This window comes from candidate division KSB1 bacterium, from assembly GCA_016214895.1.
In the GTDB taxonomy this organism is placed as follows: Bacteria; Electryoneota; RPQS01; order RPQS01; family RPQS01; genus JACRMR01.
Window position 1 is genome coordinate 126,777 of sequence record JACRMR010000020.1, and the last position, 20,523, is coordinate 147,299.

The following is a 20,523-nucleotide window of genomic DNA, read 5'->3' on the forward strand; positions in this document are numbered from 1 at the left end:
GATAGGCTCGCCGACCGGGTCAGGCGCGCTGGGGAAAAGGTGTCGAATTTTGGGGAATGTTGCAACTCCGGTGCCGCAAATGCGGCGGACCGTCCGGGAGGAATGCGAAGCCCCCTTCGTCCGGAAACGAAGGGGGCGACATCGCACATCGCGCCGGGGCGCTTACTTCAGCAGGACAACCTTGCGCGTGACGGTGGTTCCGTTGGCACTCAGTTGCGCGAAATAGAGGCCGGAAGTCAACTCGCTCGCGTCAAAATGAACGATATGAGCGCCGGCGGCCATGGCACCGTCCACCAACGTTGCAACCTGTTGCCCGGCGAGGTTGTAGATTCGCAGGGCGATGTTGCCTGGGTTGGCAAGCTCAAAGGCGAAGTCAGTCGATGCGTTGAACGGATTCGGGTAGTTGCCGGCGAAATCGAAGCCGCGGGCAACCGTCGGATCGTCATCGACTCCGTTAATGTCATCACCGGGCACCGCAATAACCTGGACCGCCCAGCTGACGATGCTGCCGATGTCTTCGGCATGGTTATCGTAAACCAGCAGAGTCCAGCTGCCTTCGGCGGGAGCGGAGTCAAAGATGTTTAACGGGTTTGCAGGGCGCAGCGTGCCGGAATAGGGCGGCGACGTGAAGAAGATGTAGTCCGTGGCTTCGTCATCGAACATCACGTCTTCGATATTGTCACCCCAGATATTCAGGTTGTGCTGGTACAGCTGGACGGTGCGGCCGTCGGGCGCACGCAGCCAGACGTCGAGATCTCCAATCCACGAGTGCTCGATGTTGACCCTGACGTTCAGATCGAGGACGGTGAAGTTCAGCGGGAAGCTGATCGGCCACGAGGTGGTGTCGAAGTCCAGCACAGCCCGGGGGAGGCCCAGGGCAGGATAGGTCCGCGTCAGCGTGTCTTGTCGTTGCAGAACCAAGTTCGCCGAATCCGTCACCGCACCGACATTGACATTGATGTTCGCCAGGGTCCCAAGTTCATAGTGAACGCCGGCATTGATGCTGATACTGTGAACTCCGGCGGGAATGAAGTTGAACCGGTACGAGCCATCATCGAGGCAAATGGTCTGGTATCCGAGTCCGTCAACGGTGACGGCCACATCGGCATCGGTGATCGGCCGAAAGTGGGTTTCATCCACGGCCCAGCGGATCACACCGGCGAACGATCCGGTGGGTCCGATGGCATCGGTGTTGATTTCGAAGTCATCGAACTTGAGCACGAATCGATTAGACGACGTGCAATGGAGCGCGATATAGATCGACTGATCGGCGAAGGCGGCGAGGTCAACTATGTGTCGAGTCCACTGCACCGGCGCATCGTTGACGGTTTCAATCACCGTGGTGAAGTCCTCGGGCGCGAATCCGGTCGTGGAGACGCGGATTTCGTAGGATTCGAGAAACGCAGGGTCCTGCGAGGCGGCGTAATAGTGCAGATTCAGTCCGGCGCCGGCGGTGATTTGCGGCAGGATGAGCCAGTCGTTGTTGGGCAGGCCGCCGTCATTGTAGTGAACCATGGCGATGCGCGTTCCGCTGCGGGCGTTTTCGCGACCATAGTTAAAGACTTCGAACAGGGAATTGCGATTCCACTGGTTGCAGAAGCCACCATCCTGGTCGATTCGGCGCCAGCCGCTGGGAAGATCGCCGCTCACGATCGATTCGAAATCTTCGCTATAGACCACATCATCAAGGCTGCGCGAGCCGCTGCGTCCGGGCAGATCACCGGCCAGCGGAAGGGCGGGCGGATCGGCGCTGACATCCGCTTTGCTCGCGGGGCTGAAGGGGAGTTTGGCGGTTGGGCCGCCGGCGAGAGCGACCGCGGCAGCAAGGCAACTCGTCAAAAGGACCGCGGTAAGAAACCGTTTCATCTGAACTTCTCCTGAGAGGGGGGGAATATGAAGGAACAGAAATCTCGTAATGAAGAAGGCTATTTGACCAGCGCGATTTTGCGGGTCAGGGTCTGGCCGGGCGATTGCAGGCGCGCGAAGTAGATGCCGCTGGGCAGGTTTCCGGCGGCGAGATAGACATGATGTACGCCTGCGTCGGCGCGCGCATTCAGTAGTACGCTGACCTGTCGTCCGGTGATATCGAAGAGCGTAAGCGTCACGTATTGCGGAGCGTCGAGCGAGAATCGGAATTCGGTCGAGCTATTGAACGGATTGGGGTAGTTAGTCAACAGCTCGAAATCGTCCGGACGCGCGGGTCGAGGATCATCCGCGGACATGGGGACGGTGATGTGTAGCGCGAAGCTGACAATCCGACCTTCGGTATTCAGAAAGAAATCCGCCGCCAGCAGCTGCCACTCACCACGCGTGGTATGACCGTCAATCGCTGAGAGCGTTCCGTGCGGGCGAAATCTTCCGGTAAACGGTCCGGTTCCGTCATTGATCGACAGCTCGGCCTCGTCGTCCAGCGTCGTCTCCGTCAGATTAGCGTCCGTGCGCACTTGGGGGAAGTTCACTAGATCGACCGCCGTCGCTTCCGGATCAATGATCTGCACGATCAGGTCATACACCCGAGGATGCTCGAGATTGATCGTCACATCCACGTCGCTGACCGAGAAGTCGTCATTCACGAACAGGCTCATCGTAACGCCGCTCGACGTCGTGTCCGGAATCGTCACTGGCGGGTCGTCACTGGCGTAGTCGACGCTGTTGATCAGCGAAACGAGGCTGGTGTCTATGACTGTGAAACCGCCCTCAACGATCTCGACTCCGCTCACCAGCACAGTGTCGTAGGTGGCCTTTGTGAACTGGAGTGTGTACAGGCCGGGAGCGATGTCCGCGAATTCGTAGCGGCCCTGCGAGCTGGTGGTGGTCGAGTCTTCGGAGTCGATCAGCTTGACCTTGACCAGCGAGAGCGGTGAGCGAGTTACGCGATTCACCACGCGACCGCTCAGCGGAACCGCCCGGTTGATTTCGATGGCCCAGTGCTCGATGAAGCCGGTGTCGTCGGCGAATTCATCTTCTACGCGCAGTGTCCAGGTTCCGTTCGGGTCGATGCCGTCAAGCGAGTCCAGACGTTGCAGCGGACGAAACGAACCGGTGAACGGCGGCGCGCCTTCATAGATGCCAAGATCGGCTTCATCATCGAACCAGCAATCGGTCAGATTCTCCACGGAATCACCGGGAAAGCGACGCAGCAGGAGAATTTCGGAGGCGGAGTCATTGGGGGCGATCAGCGTAATGTGCAAGTCGCGCACCCAGGGGTGCGTGATGGTCACGCGCACGTTGAGATCCGTGACTTCGGTCTCGCCGCTGATCTGAATTGATGACGTGGCGACTCCGCCCGGACCGTCGGGAATCGGCAGGTGAATCTCTCCTGATTCATGAACGCCGTCAAGCGTGTGCACTGGAGTCCGCTCCGCGGTCGAGCCGATTACGGTTCGGCCGCAATGTTTTCCATCGAGCGGCTTGGGTGAGGCGGCGGCCAGCGCCAGATAGATCAGCGCCAGCGTCGCGACAACAACGGCGAGTTTCAGTACGGGCAGCTTCACGCGACACTCACCTCCGTAGTCAACCGTACATTCATGGATTGCAGGTCGTTCACAAATCGGTTCGGCTCGACGATATGTCCCATCATCTGCAGACCTGAGTTCGGTTTGAGCGAACCGTCGAGGTATTGTTTCAAACAGGCGACGACGGGCGCCGCAGTAATCAGGTAGCCGTCATCACTTTCGGCAACCATGCTCACGGAAAGCGGCTGTTCGTTTTTCAATCCCTTGACCTCGACGATCATTTGAATGGTCTCGGGCGGCTTGAAGAACTTGGTCGAACTCCAGATGAACAGCTTCGCGAGCCGGTCGCGCACGAGGTCCGAGCGGGACTTTCCGAACATGGCCACCAAGGGAAAGACGAGGTAATCTGTAACCGGATCGAACCCCGCGACATACATCGCGAGGTCACGGATTCCGAGCATTTGCGGCAACGGTTTCAGTTCGTCGAGGAACATTGCGTAGCAGGTCCTCACACCGAAGCGTGGACCAAAATCGAATTTGGCGGTGTCGCGGTAGCCGGATTTGCGCCACTGCCCCGCGCGGCAGATTTCGGCGTGGTAGTCGGCGAGTTCCTCGACGAATTCGCGCGCGGAGTCGAGCGTCTCGATCCTGGCATGCACAAGGAGACCGATGGAAACGGAATTCAACCGGTCAAAGCGCGGGGCGAGATAACGGATCAGCGCCGCGGGCAAGCCCGGATGGAATCCGGCCTGCGTGATGAACAAGCGGCCCGCAGCTTCGATTTGCCTGGCCAGCGGCGCCAGCGCGGGGTACACGTTCGGGCCGAAGTGAATGTCGAGGTAATCGACCCCGGCATCGAGACAGATTTCCGCGATCTCGTCAACATGTTTCGCGCTGGCGGAGGCGATCAGGACCAGCTCGGCTTTCGTGATCACATGCGACGCGCTTTCAATATCGGCGGCGTCCACATAGACGCCGTGTACGCGTTCGCCGGGGAAGTCGCGATTCAGCCGGCTGGCGAAGTCGTTAGCTTTATCCAGATTTCGCCCGGCGATAATCACGCGGGCGTCGGTCTCGCGCAGGATCATTCGCGCGAGCGCGGAGCCGGCGCCGCCGTAGCCGCCAATCAGCAAGATGGTCTTCATGAGCACTGCCTCCGGCGCTTGCGTCGCTGCCGGGACAAACGAGGAATGTCGCGCGCGCTTTCGTTCAATTGAGATCGAGCGTGTATCCCACCCAGCCCGCGCTCTTCGTATCGTACGGATCGAACAAGTACTGTGCCGTGACGTCCATGTTCTTGATGAACCAGACGATTCGCCGGTGCTTCCGTTTTCTCGCCCAACGCAACGCATGATCGAACAGTTGGCGGCCGAAGCCATTTTCGCGGTGCGGCACGGAGACAAACAGGTCCTGAATCCGCGGAAACTGTTCCGCGTGCAGTGTTGACGGGGTAAGAAAGATCGAAATGAAACCCACCGGTTGACCGCTGGAGGTGCGGCCGAGGAAGATGGTGCCCAGTCTCTCGTTGGCCAGAATTTCGCTCAGGTACCGTTCATTTTGAGCGACGTCAACTTTGTCGATGGTCTCGTCAAGTTCCTGATACTCGGCAACCAGCTCAAGCAGGTCTTTCAGGTCGGCGGTGCGCGCCGTAGAAACATTCATGGCTATGGATGTGCGAAACGATAGCGTGAATTGTATCGAGGGGACCGAATGCGGCGCTCCGGGCCGCGGTTAGGGGAGTTCGAGCAGGATGGCTTGGCCCTGACCGACGCCGACGCAGAGGCCGGCGATGCCGTATCGGGTATCGTAACGGCGCATGGAGAAGGCCAGGGTTCCGGCCAGTCGAGTTCCCGACATGCCCAGCGGATGGCCGATAGCGATCGCGCCGCCATGCGGGTTGACGCGGTCGATGACGGGATCGAGTTCGGCGATCACGGCGAGCATTTGCGCGGCGAAGGCTTCGTTGAGTTCCCACAGACCGATCTCGAATTTACTGCGGCCTGTGCGGGCGAGCAACTTCTCGACGGCCGGGACGGGGCCGACGCCCATGTAGCGCGGATCGACCCCGGCCGAGGCGGTGCCGAGCATCTTGCAGAGCGGCTTGAGGTTGTGCTCGCGGACGAACTGATCGGAGGCCAGCAGGCAGGCGGCCGCGCCGTCGTTCAGCGATGACGAGTTACCGGCGGTGACCGTGCCGTCCTTGCGAAAGGCCGGTCGCAGCGCGGCCAGTTGTGCCAGTGATGTATCGGAGCGCGGCTGCTCGTCTTTGTCGAGCACGGTCAGCTCGCCTTTTTTGCCCGGAATTTCGACGGGGATGATCTCGGCGTTGAAAAAGCCGGCCCGTTGTGCCGCGACGGCTTTTTCGTGCGACTCGAGCGCGAACTGATCCTGCTTATCACGGGAGATATTCCACTTCTGTGCGACATTTTCGGCGGTCTCGCCCATAGACTCCAGCGGGAACAGCTCTTTCATTCTGGCATTCGGGTATCTCCAGCCCAGCGTAGTGTCGTAGGCCGTGAGATTGCCGAATTGAAAGGCGTTTTCGAGTTTCGGTACCGAGAACGGTGCGCGCGTCATGGACTCGACGCCGCCGGCGAGTACACAGTGATTCTCGCCGCTCTTGATCGCGCGAAAGCCGCAGGCAATCGCCTCCATGCCGGACGCGCACAGGCGGTTGATCGTGACGGCGGGGACGCTGTGCGGCAGCCCGGCGAGCAGCACGGCCATGCGCGCGACGTTGCGATTGTCTTCGCCCGCCTGATTCGCGCAGCCGAGATAGACTTCGTCGATTCGTTCGGGATCGAGGGAATTGCGCTCGACCAGTCTCTTCAGTACCAGCGCCGCCATGTCGTCGGGCCGCACGGATTTGAGGATTCCGTTGTGCCGTCCGACCGGCGTGCGCGTCATATCGCAGAGGTAAACTTCAGGCATATCTACGCGTCGGTCGGTTGGCAATCGCGGTCCGACGCCCAAGTTGCCTTACCATTCAAGTCGTATGTGGCTGCGCGTACTCCGGTTTCGTGAACACCAATGGACGCTCGGGGATGACCATCGGAATCACACAATACGATTTGAAATCCTGCCTTATCAGAACGGATCATAACTCCCATGTTGCCCTTAGGACTCGAAATCATGATGGCCGGCTGGCCAGAAGCGTCACTTGTCGTGAAATGCACAGCTCCCCTCTTCCCAGTACCCAGCAGACTCATCGAAATCGACTCGTCCTCTTGGCTGAATGATAGCATGAACCGTGAATTACCTCGCTTATCGACGACACCGATTGAAGGTTGAGAGTCCACGCCCTCGAATCCAACGATCACTCCTGCTCCATTTGAATTCAGTAGACTTATGCAAGGCTGCGGCTCAGATTCAAGGACTATGCGAGGATTCTCTGCCGAATCGCGGACAGAGATATGGCGAGTCGACATTGAATCCGCAGTTGCAGTAGGAGTGACAGTGCCGTCCACCAAGAGCTCAGCCGAGTCGCTATCGTTCTCGACGGAGAAGCTTAAGCGCACTCTGCCCTGCTTGTCACTTGCGCTGACATAAGGTTGCGAAGACACTTCATCTAAACCAATCAATATGCCCGCACCTGTTTGATTGCGCAACCCAATAGTGGGGTGGCCACGTGAAGCATCCAAAGTAATGCGTGGTTGGCCAGATTCGTCAACAATTGCAAGGTAATCGGTAAAGACGGGTTCGGGCTTCATCTATTCCTTCACCTTGACCGTCTTTGGCTTGAGGTAGGCGTCGAAGAATTCGATCTGCTTTTCGTAGGTCTGGATCGTGTTCTCTTTCTTGGCGGAGCCGTGGCCTTCGTCGGCGAAGATCAGCGTATCGACGATGCCGCCATTGGCGCTGATGGCCGCGCACATTTGGCGGGCTTCGCCGATGGGGACGCGCGGATCGTTGGCGCCGTGGATCAGTAGCAGCGGCGTCTTGACGTCGCCGGCTTTGTGGATCGGCGAGATCGTCGCGAGGAAAGTCGAGTCCGACAGCGGGCCATATTCGGCTTCGCGCAGCGCACGGCGATAGGACGCGGTGTTGGTGAGGAAGGTCACGAAATTCGCAATCCCGACATCACAGACGGCGGCGGAGAACAGCGTCGGGTATTCGGTGATCATCCCGAGTGAAACATAGCCGCCATAGGAGCCGCCGCGAATGGCCATCATGCCCGGCGCGGAATAGCCCAGCTTGACCAACCAATCGGCCGCAGCCTTGTAATCTTTCAGCGAATCCTTGCGCTTCTTGTAATTGTCGAGGGCCATGAAGTCGCGGCCATAACCCGACGAGCCGCGCGGATTGACCGCCAGCACACCGTAGCCGTTCAACATCAGATACTGATAGTTGCGGATGAAGCCGGGGCGCGCCTGACCCTCGGGGCCGCCGTGCGCGTCGATCACGAACGGGACAGGTTGACCTTGCTTCCAGCTCGGCGGCAGATAGAGGAAGGCGGGAATCTGCAACTTGTCGAAACTCTCGAAGCGGACGAGCCGGGGTTCGATGAACATGCTGCGATCAATCCCGGCATAGATCGAGAACGTAAGCTGTTTGAGCTCTTTGGTCGTCGGGTTCCACTTCCAGACATCGGGTGCGCGAGTGGGGCCCGAAAAGGAGACGTAGATGTTGCCGTGCTTGTCGGAGCCGCCCGCGCCGAGCAGACCGTCGAGGGGCGGATTGGGCAGCGGCTGCTTCGTCGTGAAGTCACGCATGTACATCCGCGCGTAGCCATCTTCGTTCACTTCCGCGAACTGAATCCGTTTGTCGCGGGAGAAACCGCAGCCTTCGACTTCCCACTTGGTGTCGAACCAGCCATCGTTGACGTATTCGAGTTTCCTGGTGGTCAAGTCCAAGGTTGCGATCTTGGACATGCCGCTGGGATTATCATTGCAGGTCAGCCAGATTGTCTGTCCGTCAGGCATCAGCTCGATGCTGCCGTAAACTACATCGCCCGAATCGTTGTTCAACTGCTCGTGACGGCCGGTCTTGAGGTCAACGAGAAAGAGATCGTTGTTGACATTGGATGTGTAGCGCGCGACGATGATCCTCGAATCATCCTCGGACAGGTCGTTGATCGCCAGATTGCCGCGCACGCCGTTCGTGTCGCCAAAGACCTTGGCGTAGTTACCCGTCGCCATCTCGAACCGGTAGATGAAGAAGTCCTTCAGATTCTCCTCGTTGGAGCGGAAGAAGAAGGACTGGTCATCATGCGCCCACGCGACGTTGCCGAACTGAACGTTGGGCATGTCGATGAGCTGCTGCTGTCGTCCGGATTGCGGATCCATCCAGAACAGTTGCGAGTTCTCATTGCCGCCGACCGCCGCGGTCGTGATCGCCTGATCGCCCGCCCACGACAGCGAGAAGCCACTCACGCCATCGGTAAACGTGGTCAGCTGCATCGGCCAACCGGCCTCATTGACACGGTAAACCTGCGGCTCGCCGGACATGTTGGCGGTAAAATAGACGTCTTTGCCGTCCCAGCTCACGCCGGACGGTCCACAGCCTCCGATCTGGAGAAACGTGGCGATCTTCGGAACATAGGGGCGGTGCTTGAAGCTGGCCGATTGCTGCGCCTGCGCGGCGGACACTAAAGTCAGAACGAGCGCGGCGAAAATGGTGATCGGATTCTTGGTGTTCATGGTTGGATATCGCCTGCCGCGGGTCGCGGTGTTGAGGTTCCGCGCGCCTCCGGTTCCGCCGGGTACCGAACTGGAGGGTTCGTAACGATTACTTCTTCCAGCTGTGATAATGCGGCAGCAACGGGTGCGTGTCATCGATGCTGTTGGACATCACGGTCGCGACGCTGAACTCCGTGGCTTTGCCGTCGAACGAGATCAACGGCAGCTTGCCGCTCTCCCCGAGGTAGTTGCCGTTTGAGGACTCGAAAGTTTCCGAGCCGGTGTCGAGATAATAAAGTACCGGGCAGCAGTCACAGTTGGCCGCGCGCATGAAACCGGCGCTGTCCCACGAGGAGAAGGTGAACTTGATTTCGCCGACCAGCACGCCGCCTTCCTCGTAGAGTTTTTTCTCGGTGACGCGAAACGCAGCGTTCTCGTCTTCCCACTTCGTGCCTTCGACGTAGTCCGTCACGAGTTCGGCAAAGTCCTTGAACGAGACGTCCTTGTCATCGTCATCGCTCGACAGCAGATTGATGAAGCGAATCGAGCCCGTACCGCTGCCATCGGCGCTCACCTTGAAACGATACTCTTTCTTCTCGGCGACGATGCAACCGGACGCGAGCAGCGAGACCAGCGCCGCCAAGCAGAGCCGGGCGATCAGTCGTGAATGCGGGAATTTTGGCATGGGAGGAAGGGTTAGAGCAGACAAAAAACCGGAATCAGCGGTAGGTGTGAAAGCCCTGTCCGACGAGCACACCGGTGCGCCCGGCGCGAACTTGTCGTTTCAGGAGTGGCACGGGGCGGTAGCGCTCCTCTTTGAATTCCGCGAACAAACCATCCATCACGGCGACCACGCGGTCGAGGCCGATTTGATCGCCCCAGGCGAGCGGCCCGGCGGGATAGTTCACACCGAGTTTCATCGCGGAGTCGATTTCGGCGGCGGTGGCGATGCGCTCTTGCAGCGCCAACGCGGCCTCGTTGACGAGGCAACAGACGGCGCGGACGAGCACTCCCGCGGGCGCATCTTCCACGTGCACGGCGGTCATACCGAGGCTCTCGCAGAACCGGCGTGCCGTGTGGAGCGCTTCACGCGTCGTGTCCGGCGCCGTCATCAATTCGGCGACCTTGGTCTCCGCGAACGGCGGAAGCATGGAGACGCCGATCACACGTTCGGGCATGAGCATCTCGCGGACCAACTCGCCCGTAGAGATCGCCATGGTCAGCGTCAGGATCGGCACCTGCTCATTGAAAACGTCTTCGAGATAGAGCAGGGTTTCGGCCTTGGCTCCGAGATCCGTGCAATGTAGTTCGATGGCGAGATCGAAATCGTCCTCGCCAATAACCGACTCGGAATTCAGCACCGGGAAGTTCTGCGGCGCCTGCTCGACCTCTTCGTCAGGAATCAGCAGACTCACCTGGTGTCCCGCCGCGCGCGCGCGGGCGCCGATCGCAAGGGCATCGGTCAGCGGTCCGCAGACCAGCAGTCGTTCGATGGGATAGAATTCGCCGGTCAGATCGACGCTGTCACTTGCCATCGGCGTATTCGTAGAAGCCGCGGCCACTCTTGCGCCCGAGGTATCCGGCATCGAGCATTTTTTTCTGAATCGGATGCGGACGGTAGCGCGGATCCTCGAAGTAGGCTTCCCAGATCGAGCGCGTCGCCGTGAAGTTGATATCGATTCCGATCAGATCCATGAGTTCAAACGGACCCATCTTGAATCCGCCGGCCCTGAGGATTTCGTCGATGGTCTTCACGTCCGCGACGCCTTCGCCAAGGCAGCGCAAGGCTTCGCCGTAGAACGGGCGGGCGCACCGATTGACGATGAAACCGGGCGAATCTTGCACGAGCACCGGTTCCTTGCCGATGTCGCGCGCGAAACCCAGACAACGCTCGACGACATCGGGGGCGGTCTGGTGTGCCTTCACTACCTCAACCAGTTTCATCCGCGCGGGCGGATTAAAGAAATGCAAGCCGGCCACCCGGTGCGGAAATCGCGTTGGCGCGGCAATCGCGGTTACGGAAAGCGAGCTGGTATTGGTCGCCAGCACGGCATCGGGTGACACGAGGTCATCGCACTTGGCGAACAGCTCTTGCTTGAGTTCAAGGCGCTCCGGCACGGCTTCGATGACCAGTTCAACGCCCTCACAATCGCCGAGCATTTGCGTGTATTTCAACCGCGCATGGACCGCCCGTTCGGCCTCCCGGTCGAGTTTGCCCAGCTCGACGCCCTTTTTCAGATCCGTTTCGATGGATTTTTGCGCGCGCTTCTGGACATCGGGCGCAGGTTCGAACAATACGACATCGCATCCGGCCAGCGCGCAGACCTGCGCGATTCCGGCGCCCATCGTGCCGGCGCCGAGCACGGCGGTTTTGTTGAAACCCTGCGTGCTCACTTACTCAAGGGCTCCGCACTGTTTGAGCAATTGCATCATCTGCGCGGCTTTCGCGTAGGCGGCGACACGCAACGGTGTCCAGCCGTTTTCATTGTGATCATTGACATCCGCGCCGCCGGCGATCAGCACTTTTGCCACCGCCACGTTGTCGTTCAGGCCGCACAGATTGAGCGGTGTCTGTTTGTTGTTATCGCGTGTGTAGAGCAGCGCTCCGGCCTTGAGCAGCAGCGCCGCCGCACCGGAATCCCCGGACAGCGCACAGCAGTGCAGCGGTGTGAAGCCGTCGTTGTTGACGGCATTGACGTCCACCCCGCCGGCGACCAAATAGCGAATCACCGTGTCGGCGCCGCCCCAGGCGGCATAGTGCAAGACCGTGGAGTTATTGGCGTCGAAGTCATTCAGCGAGGAGCCGTTGGTCGTGAACAATTTGAGCAGTTCCAGATCCCCGTCGTGGGCGGCCTGCAAGATCGTCCCCGGCGCACTCTGCGCGGGCAGCAGCGTGTGCAGCGCGAGCATCGTGAGCAGGACGCTCGTCCAGCGGATCGTCGAATTCATCGCACCCGCCCTGGGGAGATCGTTGGCGGCATGGTTACTTCAACAACTCCTTGGTCTGCCACTCCAGTGACTCGCCGAGGCTGGGATCGTATCCCACGTGACGATAGGCGATTTTGCCGTTCTTGTCAATCACGACCAGCGTCGGAATTCCCTGCACGCCATAGTTGCGCGCGATTTCATCGGTACCCAGCAGAATCGGGAAGTGAATCCCGCGCTCTTCGACGAACGGCTTTACGCCGCCGGTGCCACCGCGCTCCCAGACGTTGACTCCAAAGACTTCCACGCCCGCGGGTCTGGACTCCGAATAGAACTTGTCGAGCAGCGGCATGGTCTTGCGGCACGGGCCGCACCAGGTCGCCCAGAAATCCAGAATTACGACCTTGCCCCGCAGGCTCGATAATTTGACGTCTTTGCCATCGAGCCCGTTCACGGTGAAATCCGGGGCCTCCGCGCCGAGGCGTTGTTCGATGGCCGCTTCGCGCCGTTGCGGGGCCGTCTTGGCCATCTCCTGCATGTAGGCCAGCAAGTCCTTCTGCTGGTTCGCCTCAATCCGATTCAGCAGGTCATCCCAACGCGGATCCGATTTGATTGGAATCAGGTCTTCATCCTGCTTGTACTGCTCAAGGTCATTATAACCGCCATCAGTCGCGGCAAACAGCGCGGTAAATGCCGAGTCAGTCATTCCGCTCAGCGTGAAGGCGCAAGCGAGGTTGTAGTAGTTTTCGCCGCGGGGTTCGGCGGCGACGGCCTTGCGCATGGACCGCACGTAGCCGGTCCAGTCCGCCTGCTCGCGTTGCGCCGCACCCAGCGTGTACAGCGCGTCAACGTGCGCGGGGTTCTGTTTGAGGAAGTCGGTGACGAGCTTGGTGGCCTTGTCGATGTCGCCGGCACAGAGCCGCAGTCGGAGTTGGATCGGTTCGAATCGCTCGGGCTGCATGCCGGCGAGTTTGGCATACACTTCGTCGGCGGACTTGGGATCGTCGCGTCGTTCGAAGATTTCGCCCAGCGCGGCCACCGCATAGGGTTGGGACGGATTCGCGTCGATCGCCTTGCGCAGCGCCTGTTCAGCTTTGACCAGTCCCTGATCCTGATCGAAGGTCATGGAGGTGCCGCGAAGCGCGTTGCCCCAGTAATTATCCGGTTCGACCTGCAGAATCTTATCCGCGTAATCCTGACGTTCGCGCGGCGAAGCGGACATCCGACCGGCCAGAAACAGCGCGGCGAGGTTTTGCGGGTTGGCTTCGGCGCGGTCCGCATAGAACTTGCGGGTAGCTTCGACGTTTTCCTGCGCGAGTTCCGTGGATACGAGTAGCTGCAACTCCACATCGTCCGGCGCGCGATCGCGAAAGGCGCGCGCCACGATCAGCCGTTGCGCGAACGTTTTCGTCGAGTCCAGCGCGGCGCGATAGTCGCTGATGCTGGCGGGAGTCTGGTACGGTCGAACGGATAGCTCAAGAGCGAAGGCGGCCAGGGAGGATGCGCCGGCGAGCAGGACGAGCAGGAGTTTGGTCATCGGGAAATGTCGGGAACAGGATCAGGATCGGGAGGGATAAGTTCGCCGCGGCCGGGGTGCTTGACCTTGACCAGCTCACGAACGTAGTCCGGTCCGCCGATCTGTTCTTTGACCAGACCGACACCGGGGGCAAACCAGCGCGAGACGACGAGCCGGGCTTGCTCGATTTGCAGCTGATAGTCCTGGACGGTCAGCGAGCCGTCATTTCGTCTCGACGTCAACGAATCGAACAGTTCGGGCGACGCTTCGGTCACGGTTCGATAGCAATGCTCGAAGGTTCCGGCCGGGACGGTGACCGATTCGAATCCCGCCATGACGGTGCGGGTTCCCGTGTCGGGATCATCCCAGCCTTCGCCGCGGGCGACGGATTCGTCAACCCAAACTTGCCGGAACTCGGGCACAATCCGCGGGGATTCGAGCATGGTCAGCGGCTTCGTCGTGGCAAAGGTGATAGCGGAATCACTCTGGATCAAAGTGCCGTCGCCCATGTCGATACCGTCGATCGTCAGCGAGAAGACCTTCACGCGTTTGCCGCCCAACCAGTTCTGCCGCCAACTATATTCGGTGGTGACGTCGCCCCGCCGCTGGCGGTAAACCATCGTTCTCCGGTCCAGCAGCGGGAAGTGGGCGGTTCCGGCAATCGGGTACTTTCGTTCCGGTCCGCCGCAACCGGACGCGAGCACGAACAGCAACAGCGCGCCAATCGCGACTCCCCGAAACTCCGCTCGACAAGACGAACGCTTCACACGACTCCCATCAAATGCATCAACCCGATTTGCCTACGGAGTGGGATCAATCGCCGTCACGCGAAACATTCGGATGGTGTCCACGGTCGCGGGGGCGACGTAGAACGTGTCCGTCACGGTGTCGATCGCGAGAAACGGGTCGAGCGCGTAGCGAGCGGCATAGATAACGTATCCGGGCACCGGCGGATCGAGCGCACATCCGATGGACGACACGTAGATTCCGCCCCAGACAACTTTGATGCTGTCCTCCAGTCCGATGATCACGACGCTGTCCGGTTCATCGGGCACGGAGAACTGCGTCACGGTCATCGGAAATTCAAAGTAATCGTTGACTGCGTTTGCCGCATTCGTTCGCATCCGCAGCGTATCCGCGAACGAGCCGTCGAGCCCGTCACCGAAACGCGGCAAGATCGAACACGAAGTGTACGCCCCGGGTGCCACGTAGAACGAATCGGCACACGTTTCCTGCGCGGAGAAGCCCGGCGTGGTCAGCGGCAGCGGTACGGAGACCAGCAAGGTATCGGTGCCAAAATTTTTGATGTGAAGTGCGCGTTGGCGGGCGGTCCCGCACTCGACCACACCGATATCCCACGAATAGATCGGGGTGGTCTGGTCGGGCAATTCGATGAAGGCGATTTGGCCGTTGCTGGATCGGACGGAGAAATCGATGTCTGATTCATCGCTACCGCCGACGGGCAGTTGTGTCACGCGAATCCGGCAGCTGTCCGATGGCGGCTGGCCGATGGCGACGACCTCGGCGCCGTCGTCCGGGGTACTGCCGGTCAGGATTTCCCACGGGCCATCGGGGTAATCGCGGTTCAGCTCGATTCTTACATTAGCGACGGGCGGGCTGCTGAACCATGAAACCGTGTACGGAAGCAACACGGTCCACTCCTCATAGCCGTTGGGCGCCAGCAGCGAGAGCGCGCCTTCGGCCCCGGTCTTGACCAAGTAGATATCCGCGTTTCCACTGAAGGAGAAGCTGTATCCACACATCACGATCCCGCCGTCACTCATCTGTTCGGCATCGAGACAGTAATCCTGTTGAGCGCCGCCGTAGTTGCGCGTCCACGTGACCACGCCGTCGGGCGTGTATCGGGAAAGGAAGTAATCGGTTGATCCAACGGCGAGGGAGTAACCGGCTAGATAGCATCCACCTTCCGCGGTAGGCATGACCGACCACGCGGGACCTCCGCCGACTCCCGCCGTCCGCGTCCAGGTGGTGTCACCGGTTCCGGTAATCTTCAGCAGGTAGGGATCGCCGGAGGGGAATCCGGTGGACGTGGTGTAGCCGCAAACGAAGTAGCCGCCGGTATTGTCCGGACGAATCGAGTAGCCGACGTCGGTCAGCGTGCCGCCGTAAGTACGGGTCCAGAGCGTGTCGCCGTTGGCATCCGTCCGCACGACATAGACGCCCTCGGCACCCGCGCCCGCCGATGATGAATACCCGGCAATCACGAAGCCACCGTCAGATTCAAGGATAATATCATGACCGACTTCTGATCCGGTGCCGCCGATGCGTCGCGTCCAGAGGGTATCGCCGACGGAGCTGAATCTCACGAGCCACAATTGCGATCCGCCGGAGTTGCGCGTGCCGCACATGATGTAGCCGCCGTCGTCCGTCTGTTGCACGCCGTAACCGCGTTCAATGGCGCCCGATGTTCCGACGTATTTCACCCACGACGTATCCCCCGCGGCGGTGAGCTTCACGAGCCAGGCATCGCCGGTGCTATTGATCTTTTTGGAGAAACCGGTGAGGATGTACCCGCCATCGCTGGTCTGTTGGATGTCGAATGCCTGATCGTCCGGCACACCTCCGACGGTCCGGGTCCATTCCAGTGTACCGGCGGCCGAGTATTTGAGCACGTAGCCGTCGATCCCGCCGGCGCCGAACGAGCGGGTCTCTCCGGCCAACACAAAGCCGCCATCGTCGGTTAGATCGAGGGCGTTGGCATAGTCAATGTTACCGCCTCCCGTGACGCGTGTCCAGAGGGTGTCCGGGTCGGGCTGGGCGATCGCACCAACGGTCATGCTGAGGCAAACGGTTAACATAATAAGTTTCAACATCTTGCACTCCTTTATCGTCGTCGCTCTATCCATGTTTCATCTATGCAATACCCCAATTGGCCAATATACCAAAATCACTCAGGATTGTCAAGCAACTCAAGGATTTTGAGTAGTTTGGGGTGGGTAATGGCTTGGCATTGCGCGTGGTTAGTCGCTGCGGCAGCGTTCGATACGCGGGAAATTCGATGCTTTCTCTCCGGCCCGGCTCTACTTCTTCAAGCGTGCGGAGAGCCGAGCGGCCAGTAGGGCATCCTCTTGGAGCGACTTGCGGAGCTGTTCCAGGCTCATGGTCCGGAATTCGGGATTTGGAACCTGCAACCGGGCATGGTCGAGGTTGGATTCGTTATACCAATCCGGGATGGCCGAGACGGTTAGCATGTTCTCAAACGGGAGCTGGAAGACGTACCCATCGCAGTAATCCTGCAGTTTGAACGCGTCGTATCCCGCCGCATAGACCGCCCCGGGCGCGGGCAGTGAGCCGAACGGAGTTCCTTTCGTGTCGAAGGCGACCGGGTATGCGGTCGGGCCGAGTTCAGCCATCAGCGCGTCCACCACGCCCTCTACCGGTCTGACCAATCCCTTGTCGTAGCCTCCGGCCTTGTACCACGGCGAATGCAGGAAGATCGTGATCGCGCGTTTGCCGACGGCGCGATAGACGAAGTTGCCCATGCGGTCCGTTTCGAAGCGGATGAACTTGCCGGTGGCACCATCCACGATCGGTTGCTGGAATTCGCTGAACGCGTGATGCATTCCGCTATAGACGCAGACTTTACGGCCCGCGTTGACCTGATTGAGAATGACATCAGCCCAAAACTTCTCGCCGCCGCCGCGCCAGACTTGGCGCTTGATCTCATCGTTGTCGCGATCCGCTTCGGTCTTGATCAGACTCCAGTCCGGGGAATCATTCACACCGAGAATCCGGAACCGCGGTGCCGTCGCGGGCAGGTCGTGGTTGAGCGTCCAGGCCGCCTTGTAGATATCCACGTACTCCTGAAATCCCCAGGGCACAAATTGCAAGAACACGATCTTGCGCGCGAGCATCTCATCGTAGGTCGGCGAGTTCAGCAGCGAATCGATCAGCGGCTGGTCCTCGCGTCGCGCGAACTCCGTGGCCAGAATTCGCACACTGTCAGCATAGAGTTTTGGAATTAGGTTCTGGACGAAATGCAGATCCTGCCCGAGCTTGTGAAATTCACCGATGAACACGACGTCATGATCCTTGAACTTGGTCAGCACGTACTCCACCGGCCGTTGACCGTGCTGTTGCAGGTACTCTGACAACGTGGATTTCAGTTGCGGCGTCAGTAGCGACGCCGTTCGTTTTTCAGTGCAACCGGACAAACCAACGACAAGCAGGACAAGCAGCATGAGTAACTGCATAGGACCTCCGTTTACTCGGAAAGTTGCAGAACAGAAAGCGCCCCGTTGCCGGGGCTTATGTTGCTGAGATCGTGGAGTTGCATACGCGGCGCTCGCCCGCTCACTTACCGGCGGGCCGGAAGAATGCAATCAGCCCGAAGCAGCCGGGCTCATTCTGGAAGACTCCGATCAGTCCCCGCAGCCCAGGCAAGCCCCGATAGCCCAGATCGCGACCCATGGATCTTCCACCTCCGTCCGGGTCATACTTCGCGTTGCGCATTTCGTATTGCCGTTTCCAGCTCCGCATCGCGGAACCGGAACCCCGCGAGCGTCAGTCGTCGCGGAATCGCTCGAATGCTGTCCGTAGCCATCTCCTCCACCACCCTGCCGAACAGGAGGCGCAGCGCCAGTGGCGGTACCCGGAGGAGCGCCGGGCGATGCAGCACACGGCCCAGCGTCCGCGCAAATTCGTTCATCGTTACCGGGTTGGGCGAGCAGACATTTAGCGCGCCGGTGGCCGCTTCGTTCTCTATGGCGAACACGAAGGCGGCAGCGGTGTCTTCGAGGGCACACCATGGCAGGTATTGCCGCCCGTTGCCAATGGGTCCGCCGACGCCGAATTGAAATGCGGGGAGCATCTGTTTCAGGAGTCCGGCCTTGCGGGACAATACCGGTGCGATCCGCAGATTCACGACGCGGATTCCCGCTTGACGCGCGGGTTCACAAGCAGCCTCCCAGTCCCGCACGAGTTCCGCCAGAAAGCCGCTTCCCAGTCCTGCGGACTCGTCGAGCACGCGGTCGCCCTGATCGCCGTAGTAACCGATCCCTGAAGCACACACGATTACGCTGGGCGGCTTGGGCAGACCGGCGAGACTCATGCAGAGCGCGTGAGTCGCGTCAATCCGGCTTGCGCGAATCTGCTGCTTGATCGCAGCGGTGATTCGTCCGTGGCCGATGCTGCGTGCCGCCAGATGCACGACGGCATCGCCTGGCGGAAGGTCGGCGCCCGGCGACACACCCGTTCGCGGATTCCAGCCGATTTCACCGGCATCGGCGACGCCGCGCGTCAGCCTGACGGTCACGTGTCCCCGCGCCCGCAGCTGTCGTGTCACCGCGGAACCGATCAGGCCCGTCGCGCCGGCAATCCAGACGTTCACCGAAGCCTCAGGAAACTCCGCCGCCGCGCTTAAGTTCACGCCCCTTCACAATCACGTAAGCGATGAGCGCGAACACGAAGAACACCAGCAGCATCCACGCCACGGCCTGCAGCGTGCCGATGATGGTGCGGTAGAGTTCCAGTGACCAGCGCTCGGCTGTCAGTTCAAGAATGGTGCTGTTCTCGCCCTGCGGAAAGACGTAGCGCTCAAAATCCCACACCCGCACGCCGCCGGACAGACCTGTGACGAAAATCGCGAAGCCGAGGTACCGGGTCCAGGCCTTGTAGATTTCCTCGCCCACCAGTCGATGCAGGATCTCATTGACCGATTTCCGGAAGACACGTGCCACCACGACGCAGGTGATAAACGAAGCCGCGAAGGTAACCGCCAGCAATGTAAAGAACATACTTCCCTCTCTTAGAGATAGACAAACTGCAGGACGCAGAACTGATTGTCGTCGGGGTCAGAAAACCAGAAAAGCTGAAGTCCTTCGAGCTGCTGCAATTCCGTGACCTTGATCTGCTTGGCGACAAAGGCCTGGCGTTCGCGTTCGGGATTGTCGGATTGAAACACGACATAGGGCGCGGCGATGCCCGCGCGAGTCACCGGGCGTCCGGGGTGGTCCTGGCGGATCGAGAGGTCCGCGCCACAGGGCAGTCGCAGCGCGACGACGTTCCAGGCATGATCGCGCCGCACGACACCGGCGCCGAGTTTTTCCTCGTAGAACTGGATCGCGCGATCGAGATCGCTGACCCAGAGCATGGTCGTCAGACAACGCAGTCCACCCGGATGTGGTGCGATGGTATCAGGCATCATTCTGCTCGTCCTCCGTTGTGCTGATCGGATGTCGGATATAGCTTGTTCCGGCGATCACCATGACAAACTCGCCGCGGGGTTCCGTGCGCTCGAAGTGCCGGAGGTGATCGCTCAAGGACCCGCGCCGGATCTCTTCGTAAACTTTCGTCAGCTCTCTGGCCACGGCGGCGGGTCGGTCGCCGAGTCGCAGGAGCAGTTCACGCAGGGTCTTCACTAATCGATGCGGGCTTTCGTACAACACGATGGTGCGCGGCTCGTCGGCCAGCGTTTGCAAGCGGGTCTGTCTGCCTTTCTTATGCGGCAGGAAACCCTCGAACACGAAACGGTCGGTCGGTAGCCCGGCCAGTGACAGCGCCATGACAAGCGCGCTCGCACCCGGGACTGCCGTAATCCGTACGCCAGCCCGAACCGCCGCGTCCACCAGCACCGTTCCCGGATCGGAAATGCCGGGGGTACCGGCGTCGCTGACCAGCCCGATTCGCTTTCCCGCGTTAAGCTGCTCGATAATCCACGGGAGTTTGCTCCGCAGATTGTGGCTACCATAGGACGACGTGGGGATTTCGATCTGATAGTGTCCCAGCAGCCGGGCGGAGTGTCGCGTGTCCTCGCAGAGCAGCAGGTCCACGCCGCGCAGCAGTTCCACGGCCCGATAGGAGAGATCACCCAGATTGCCGATCGGGGTCGCCACCAGAATCAACTCGCCCTGATCCGTGCGTAGAGGTTGCATGGTAAACTTATGGCAGCGACTCGCCAGAGTACAGCGGGACTCCCTTAAGGGAGTCCCGCTGCCCTGACATGATGAGCGAAAACGGCCGCGAACGGAGGCAGACTCCGTTTGCAGCG

Annotated in this window: 19 protein-coding genes; all 19 read right to left on the reverse strand. The window is 60.1% G+C overall.

Features of this window, described 5'->3' with window-relative positions; all coding sequences use genetic code 11:
- Positions 1-162: 162 nt before the first annotated feature.
- Positions 163-1,866: a choice-of-anchor J domain-containing protein gene (locus HZB60_10370; GenBank protein ID MBI5060170.1), complete on the reverse strand. Its 1,704-nt coding sequence runs from the start codon at positions 1,864-1,866 to the stop codon at positions 163-165.
- A gap of 59 nt (positions 1,867-1,925) precedes the next feature.
- Positions 1,926-3,494, reverse strand: a complete 1,569-nt coding sequence (locus tag HZB60_10375; protein MBI5060171.1) for a proprotein convertase P-domain-containing protein — start codon at positions 3,492-3,494, stop codon at positions 1,926-1,928.
- The gene (locus tag HZB60_10380) at positions 3,491-4,600 is read right to left on the reverse strand and encodes a saccharopine dehydrogenase NADP-binding domain-containing protein (protein MBI5060172.1); all 1,110 of its coding nucleotides are present in this window, start codon (positions 4,598-4,600) and stop codon (positions 3,491-3,493) included. The genes HZB60_10375 and HZB60_10380 overlap by 4 nt, the downstream gene beginning before the upstream one ends.
- Before the next feature lie 64 nt (positions 4,601-4,664).
- Positions 4,665-5,117: a GNAT family N-acetyltransferase gene (locus HZB60_10385; GenBank protein MBI5060173.1), complete on the reverse strand. Its 453-nt coding sequence runs from the start codon at positions 5,115-5,117 to the stop codon at positions 4,665-4,667.
- A 69-nt stretch (positions 5,118-5,186) separates the two neighbouring features.
- The gene (locus HZB60_10390) at positions 5,187-6,386 is read right to left on the reverse strand and encodes an acetyl-CoA C-acyltransferase (GenBank protein MBI5060174.1); all 1,200 of its coding nucleotides are present in this window, start codon (positions 6,384-6,386) and stop codon (positions 5,187-5,189) included.
- Between the two features lie 2 nt (positions 6,387-6,388).
- A complete protein-coding gene (locus tag HZB60_10395) occupies positions 6,389-7,165 on the reverse strand; it encodes a hypothetical protein (GenBank protein MBI5060175.1) in 777 nt (258 codons plus the stop codon).
- Positions 7,166-9,094, reverse strand: a complete 1,929-nt coding sequence (locus HZB60_10400; GenBank protein ID MBI5060176.1) for a S9 family peptidase — start codon at positions 9,092-9,094, stop codon at positions 7,166-7,168.
- A gap of 88 nt (positions 9,095-9,182) precedes the next feature.
- A complete protein-coding gene (locus tag HZB60_10405; GenBank protein ID MBI5060177.1) occupies positions 9,183-9,758 on the reverse strand; it encodes a hypothetical protein in 576 nt (191 codons plus the stop codon).
- 34 nt (positions 9,759-9,792) lie between these two features.
- Positions 9,793-10,608 carry a 3-hydroxybutyryl-CoA dehydrogenase gene (locus HZB60_10410; GenBank protein ID MBI5060178.1) on the reverse strand — a complete coding sequence of 272 codons (816 nt, stop codon included), beginning with the start codon at positions 10,606-10,608 and terminating at the stop codon, positions 9,793-9,795.
- A complete protein-coding gene (locus tag HZB60_10415) occupies positions 10,598-11,419 on the reverse strand; it encodes a 3-hydroxybutyryl-CoA dehydrogenase (protein MBI5060179.1) in 822 nt (273 codons plus the stop codon). Before HZB60_10415 ends, HZB60_10410 begins: the two co-directional genes overlap by 11 nt.
- A gap of 48 nt (positions 11,420-11,467) precedes the next feature.
- Positions 11,468-12,022, reverse strand: coding sequence for an ankyrin repeat domain-containing protein (locus tag HZB60_10420; GenBank protein MBI5060180.1), 555 nt, complete (start codon positions 12,020-12,022; stop codon positions 11,468-11,470).
- Positions 12,023-12,056: 34 nt separating this feature from the next.
- Positions 12,057-13,535 carry a redoxin domain-containing protein gene (locus HZB60_10425; GenBank protein ID MBI5060181.1) on the reverse strand — a complete coding sequence of 493 codons (1,479 nt, stop codon included), beginning with the start codon at positions 13,533-13,535 and terminating at the stop codon, positions 12,057-12,059.
- Positions 13,532-14,281 carry a hypothetical protein gene (locus HZB60_10430; protein ID MBI5060182.1) on the reverse strand — a complete coding sequence of 250 codons (750 nt, stop codon included), beginning with the start codon at positions 14,279-14,281 and terminating at the stop codon, positions 13,532-13,534. Before HZB60_10430 ends, HZB60_10425 begins: the two co-directional genes overlap by 4 nt.
- Before the next feature lie 33 nt (positions 14,282-14,314).
- Positions 14,315-16,348: a hypothetical protein gene (locus tag HZB60_10435; GenBank protein MBI5060183.1), complete on the reverse strand. Its 2,034-nt coding sequence runs from the start codon at positions 16,346-16,348 to the stop codon at positions 14,315-14,317.
- 207 nt (positions 16,349-16,555) lie between these two features.
- Positions 16,556-17,728: a ChaN family lipoprotein gene (locus HZB60_10440; GenBank protein MBI5060184.1), complete on the reverse strand. Its 1,173-nt coding sequence runs from the start codon at positions 17,726-17,728 to the stop codon at positions 16,556-16,558.
- A gap of 239 nt (positions 17,729-17,967) precedes the next feature.
- On the reverse strand, positions 17,968-18,864 hold the full coding sequence (locus HZB60_10445) for a TIGR01777 family protein (GenBank protein ID MBI5060185.1): 897 nt from the start codon (positions 18,862-18,864) through the stop codon (positions 17,968-17,970).
- Positions 18,865-18,871: 7 nt separating this feature from the next.
- Entirely contained in the window at positions 18,872-19,270 is a 399-nt protein-coding gene (locus HZB60_10450; GenBank protein ID MBI5060186.1) for a hypothetical protein, read from the reverse strand.
- 11 nt (positions 19,271-19,281) lie between these two features.
- Complete coding sequence (locus tag HZB60_10455; GenBank protein MBI5060187.1) at positions 19,282-19,680, reverse strand: VOC family protein; 399 nt, start codon at positions 19,678-19,680, stop codon at positions 19,282-19,284.
- Positions 19,670-20,407 carry a 16S rRNA (cytidine(1402)-2'-O)-methyltransferase gene (gene rsmI, locus HZB60_10460; GenBank protein ID MBI5060188.1) on the reverse strand — a complete coding sequence of 246 codons (738 nt, stop codon included), beginning with the start codon at positions 20,405-20,407 and terminating at the stop codon, positions 19,670-19,672. Before rsmI ends, HZB60_10455 begins: the two co-directional genes overlap by 11 nt.
- Positions 20,408-20,523: the final 116 nt, after the last annotated feature.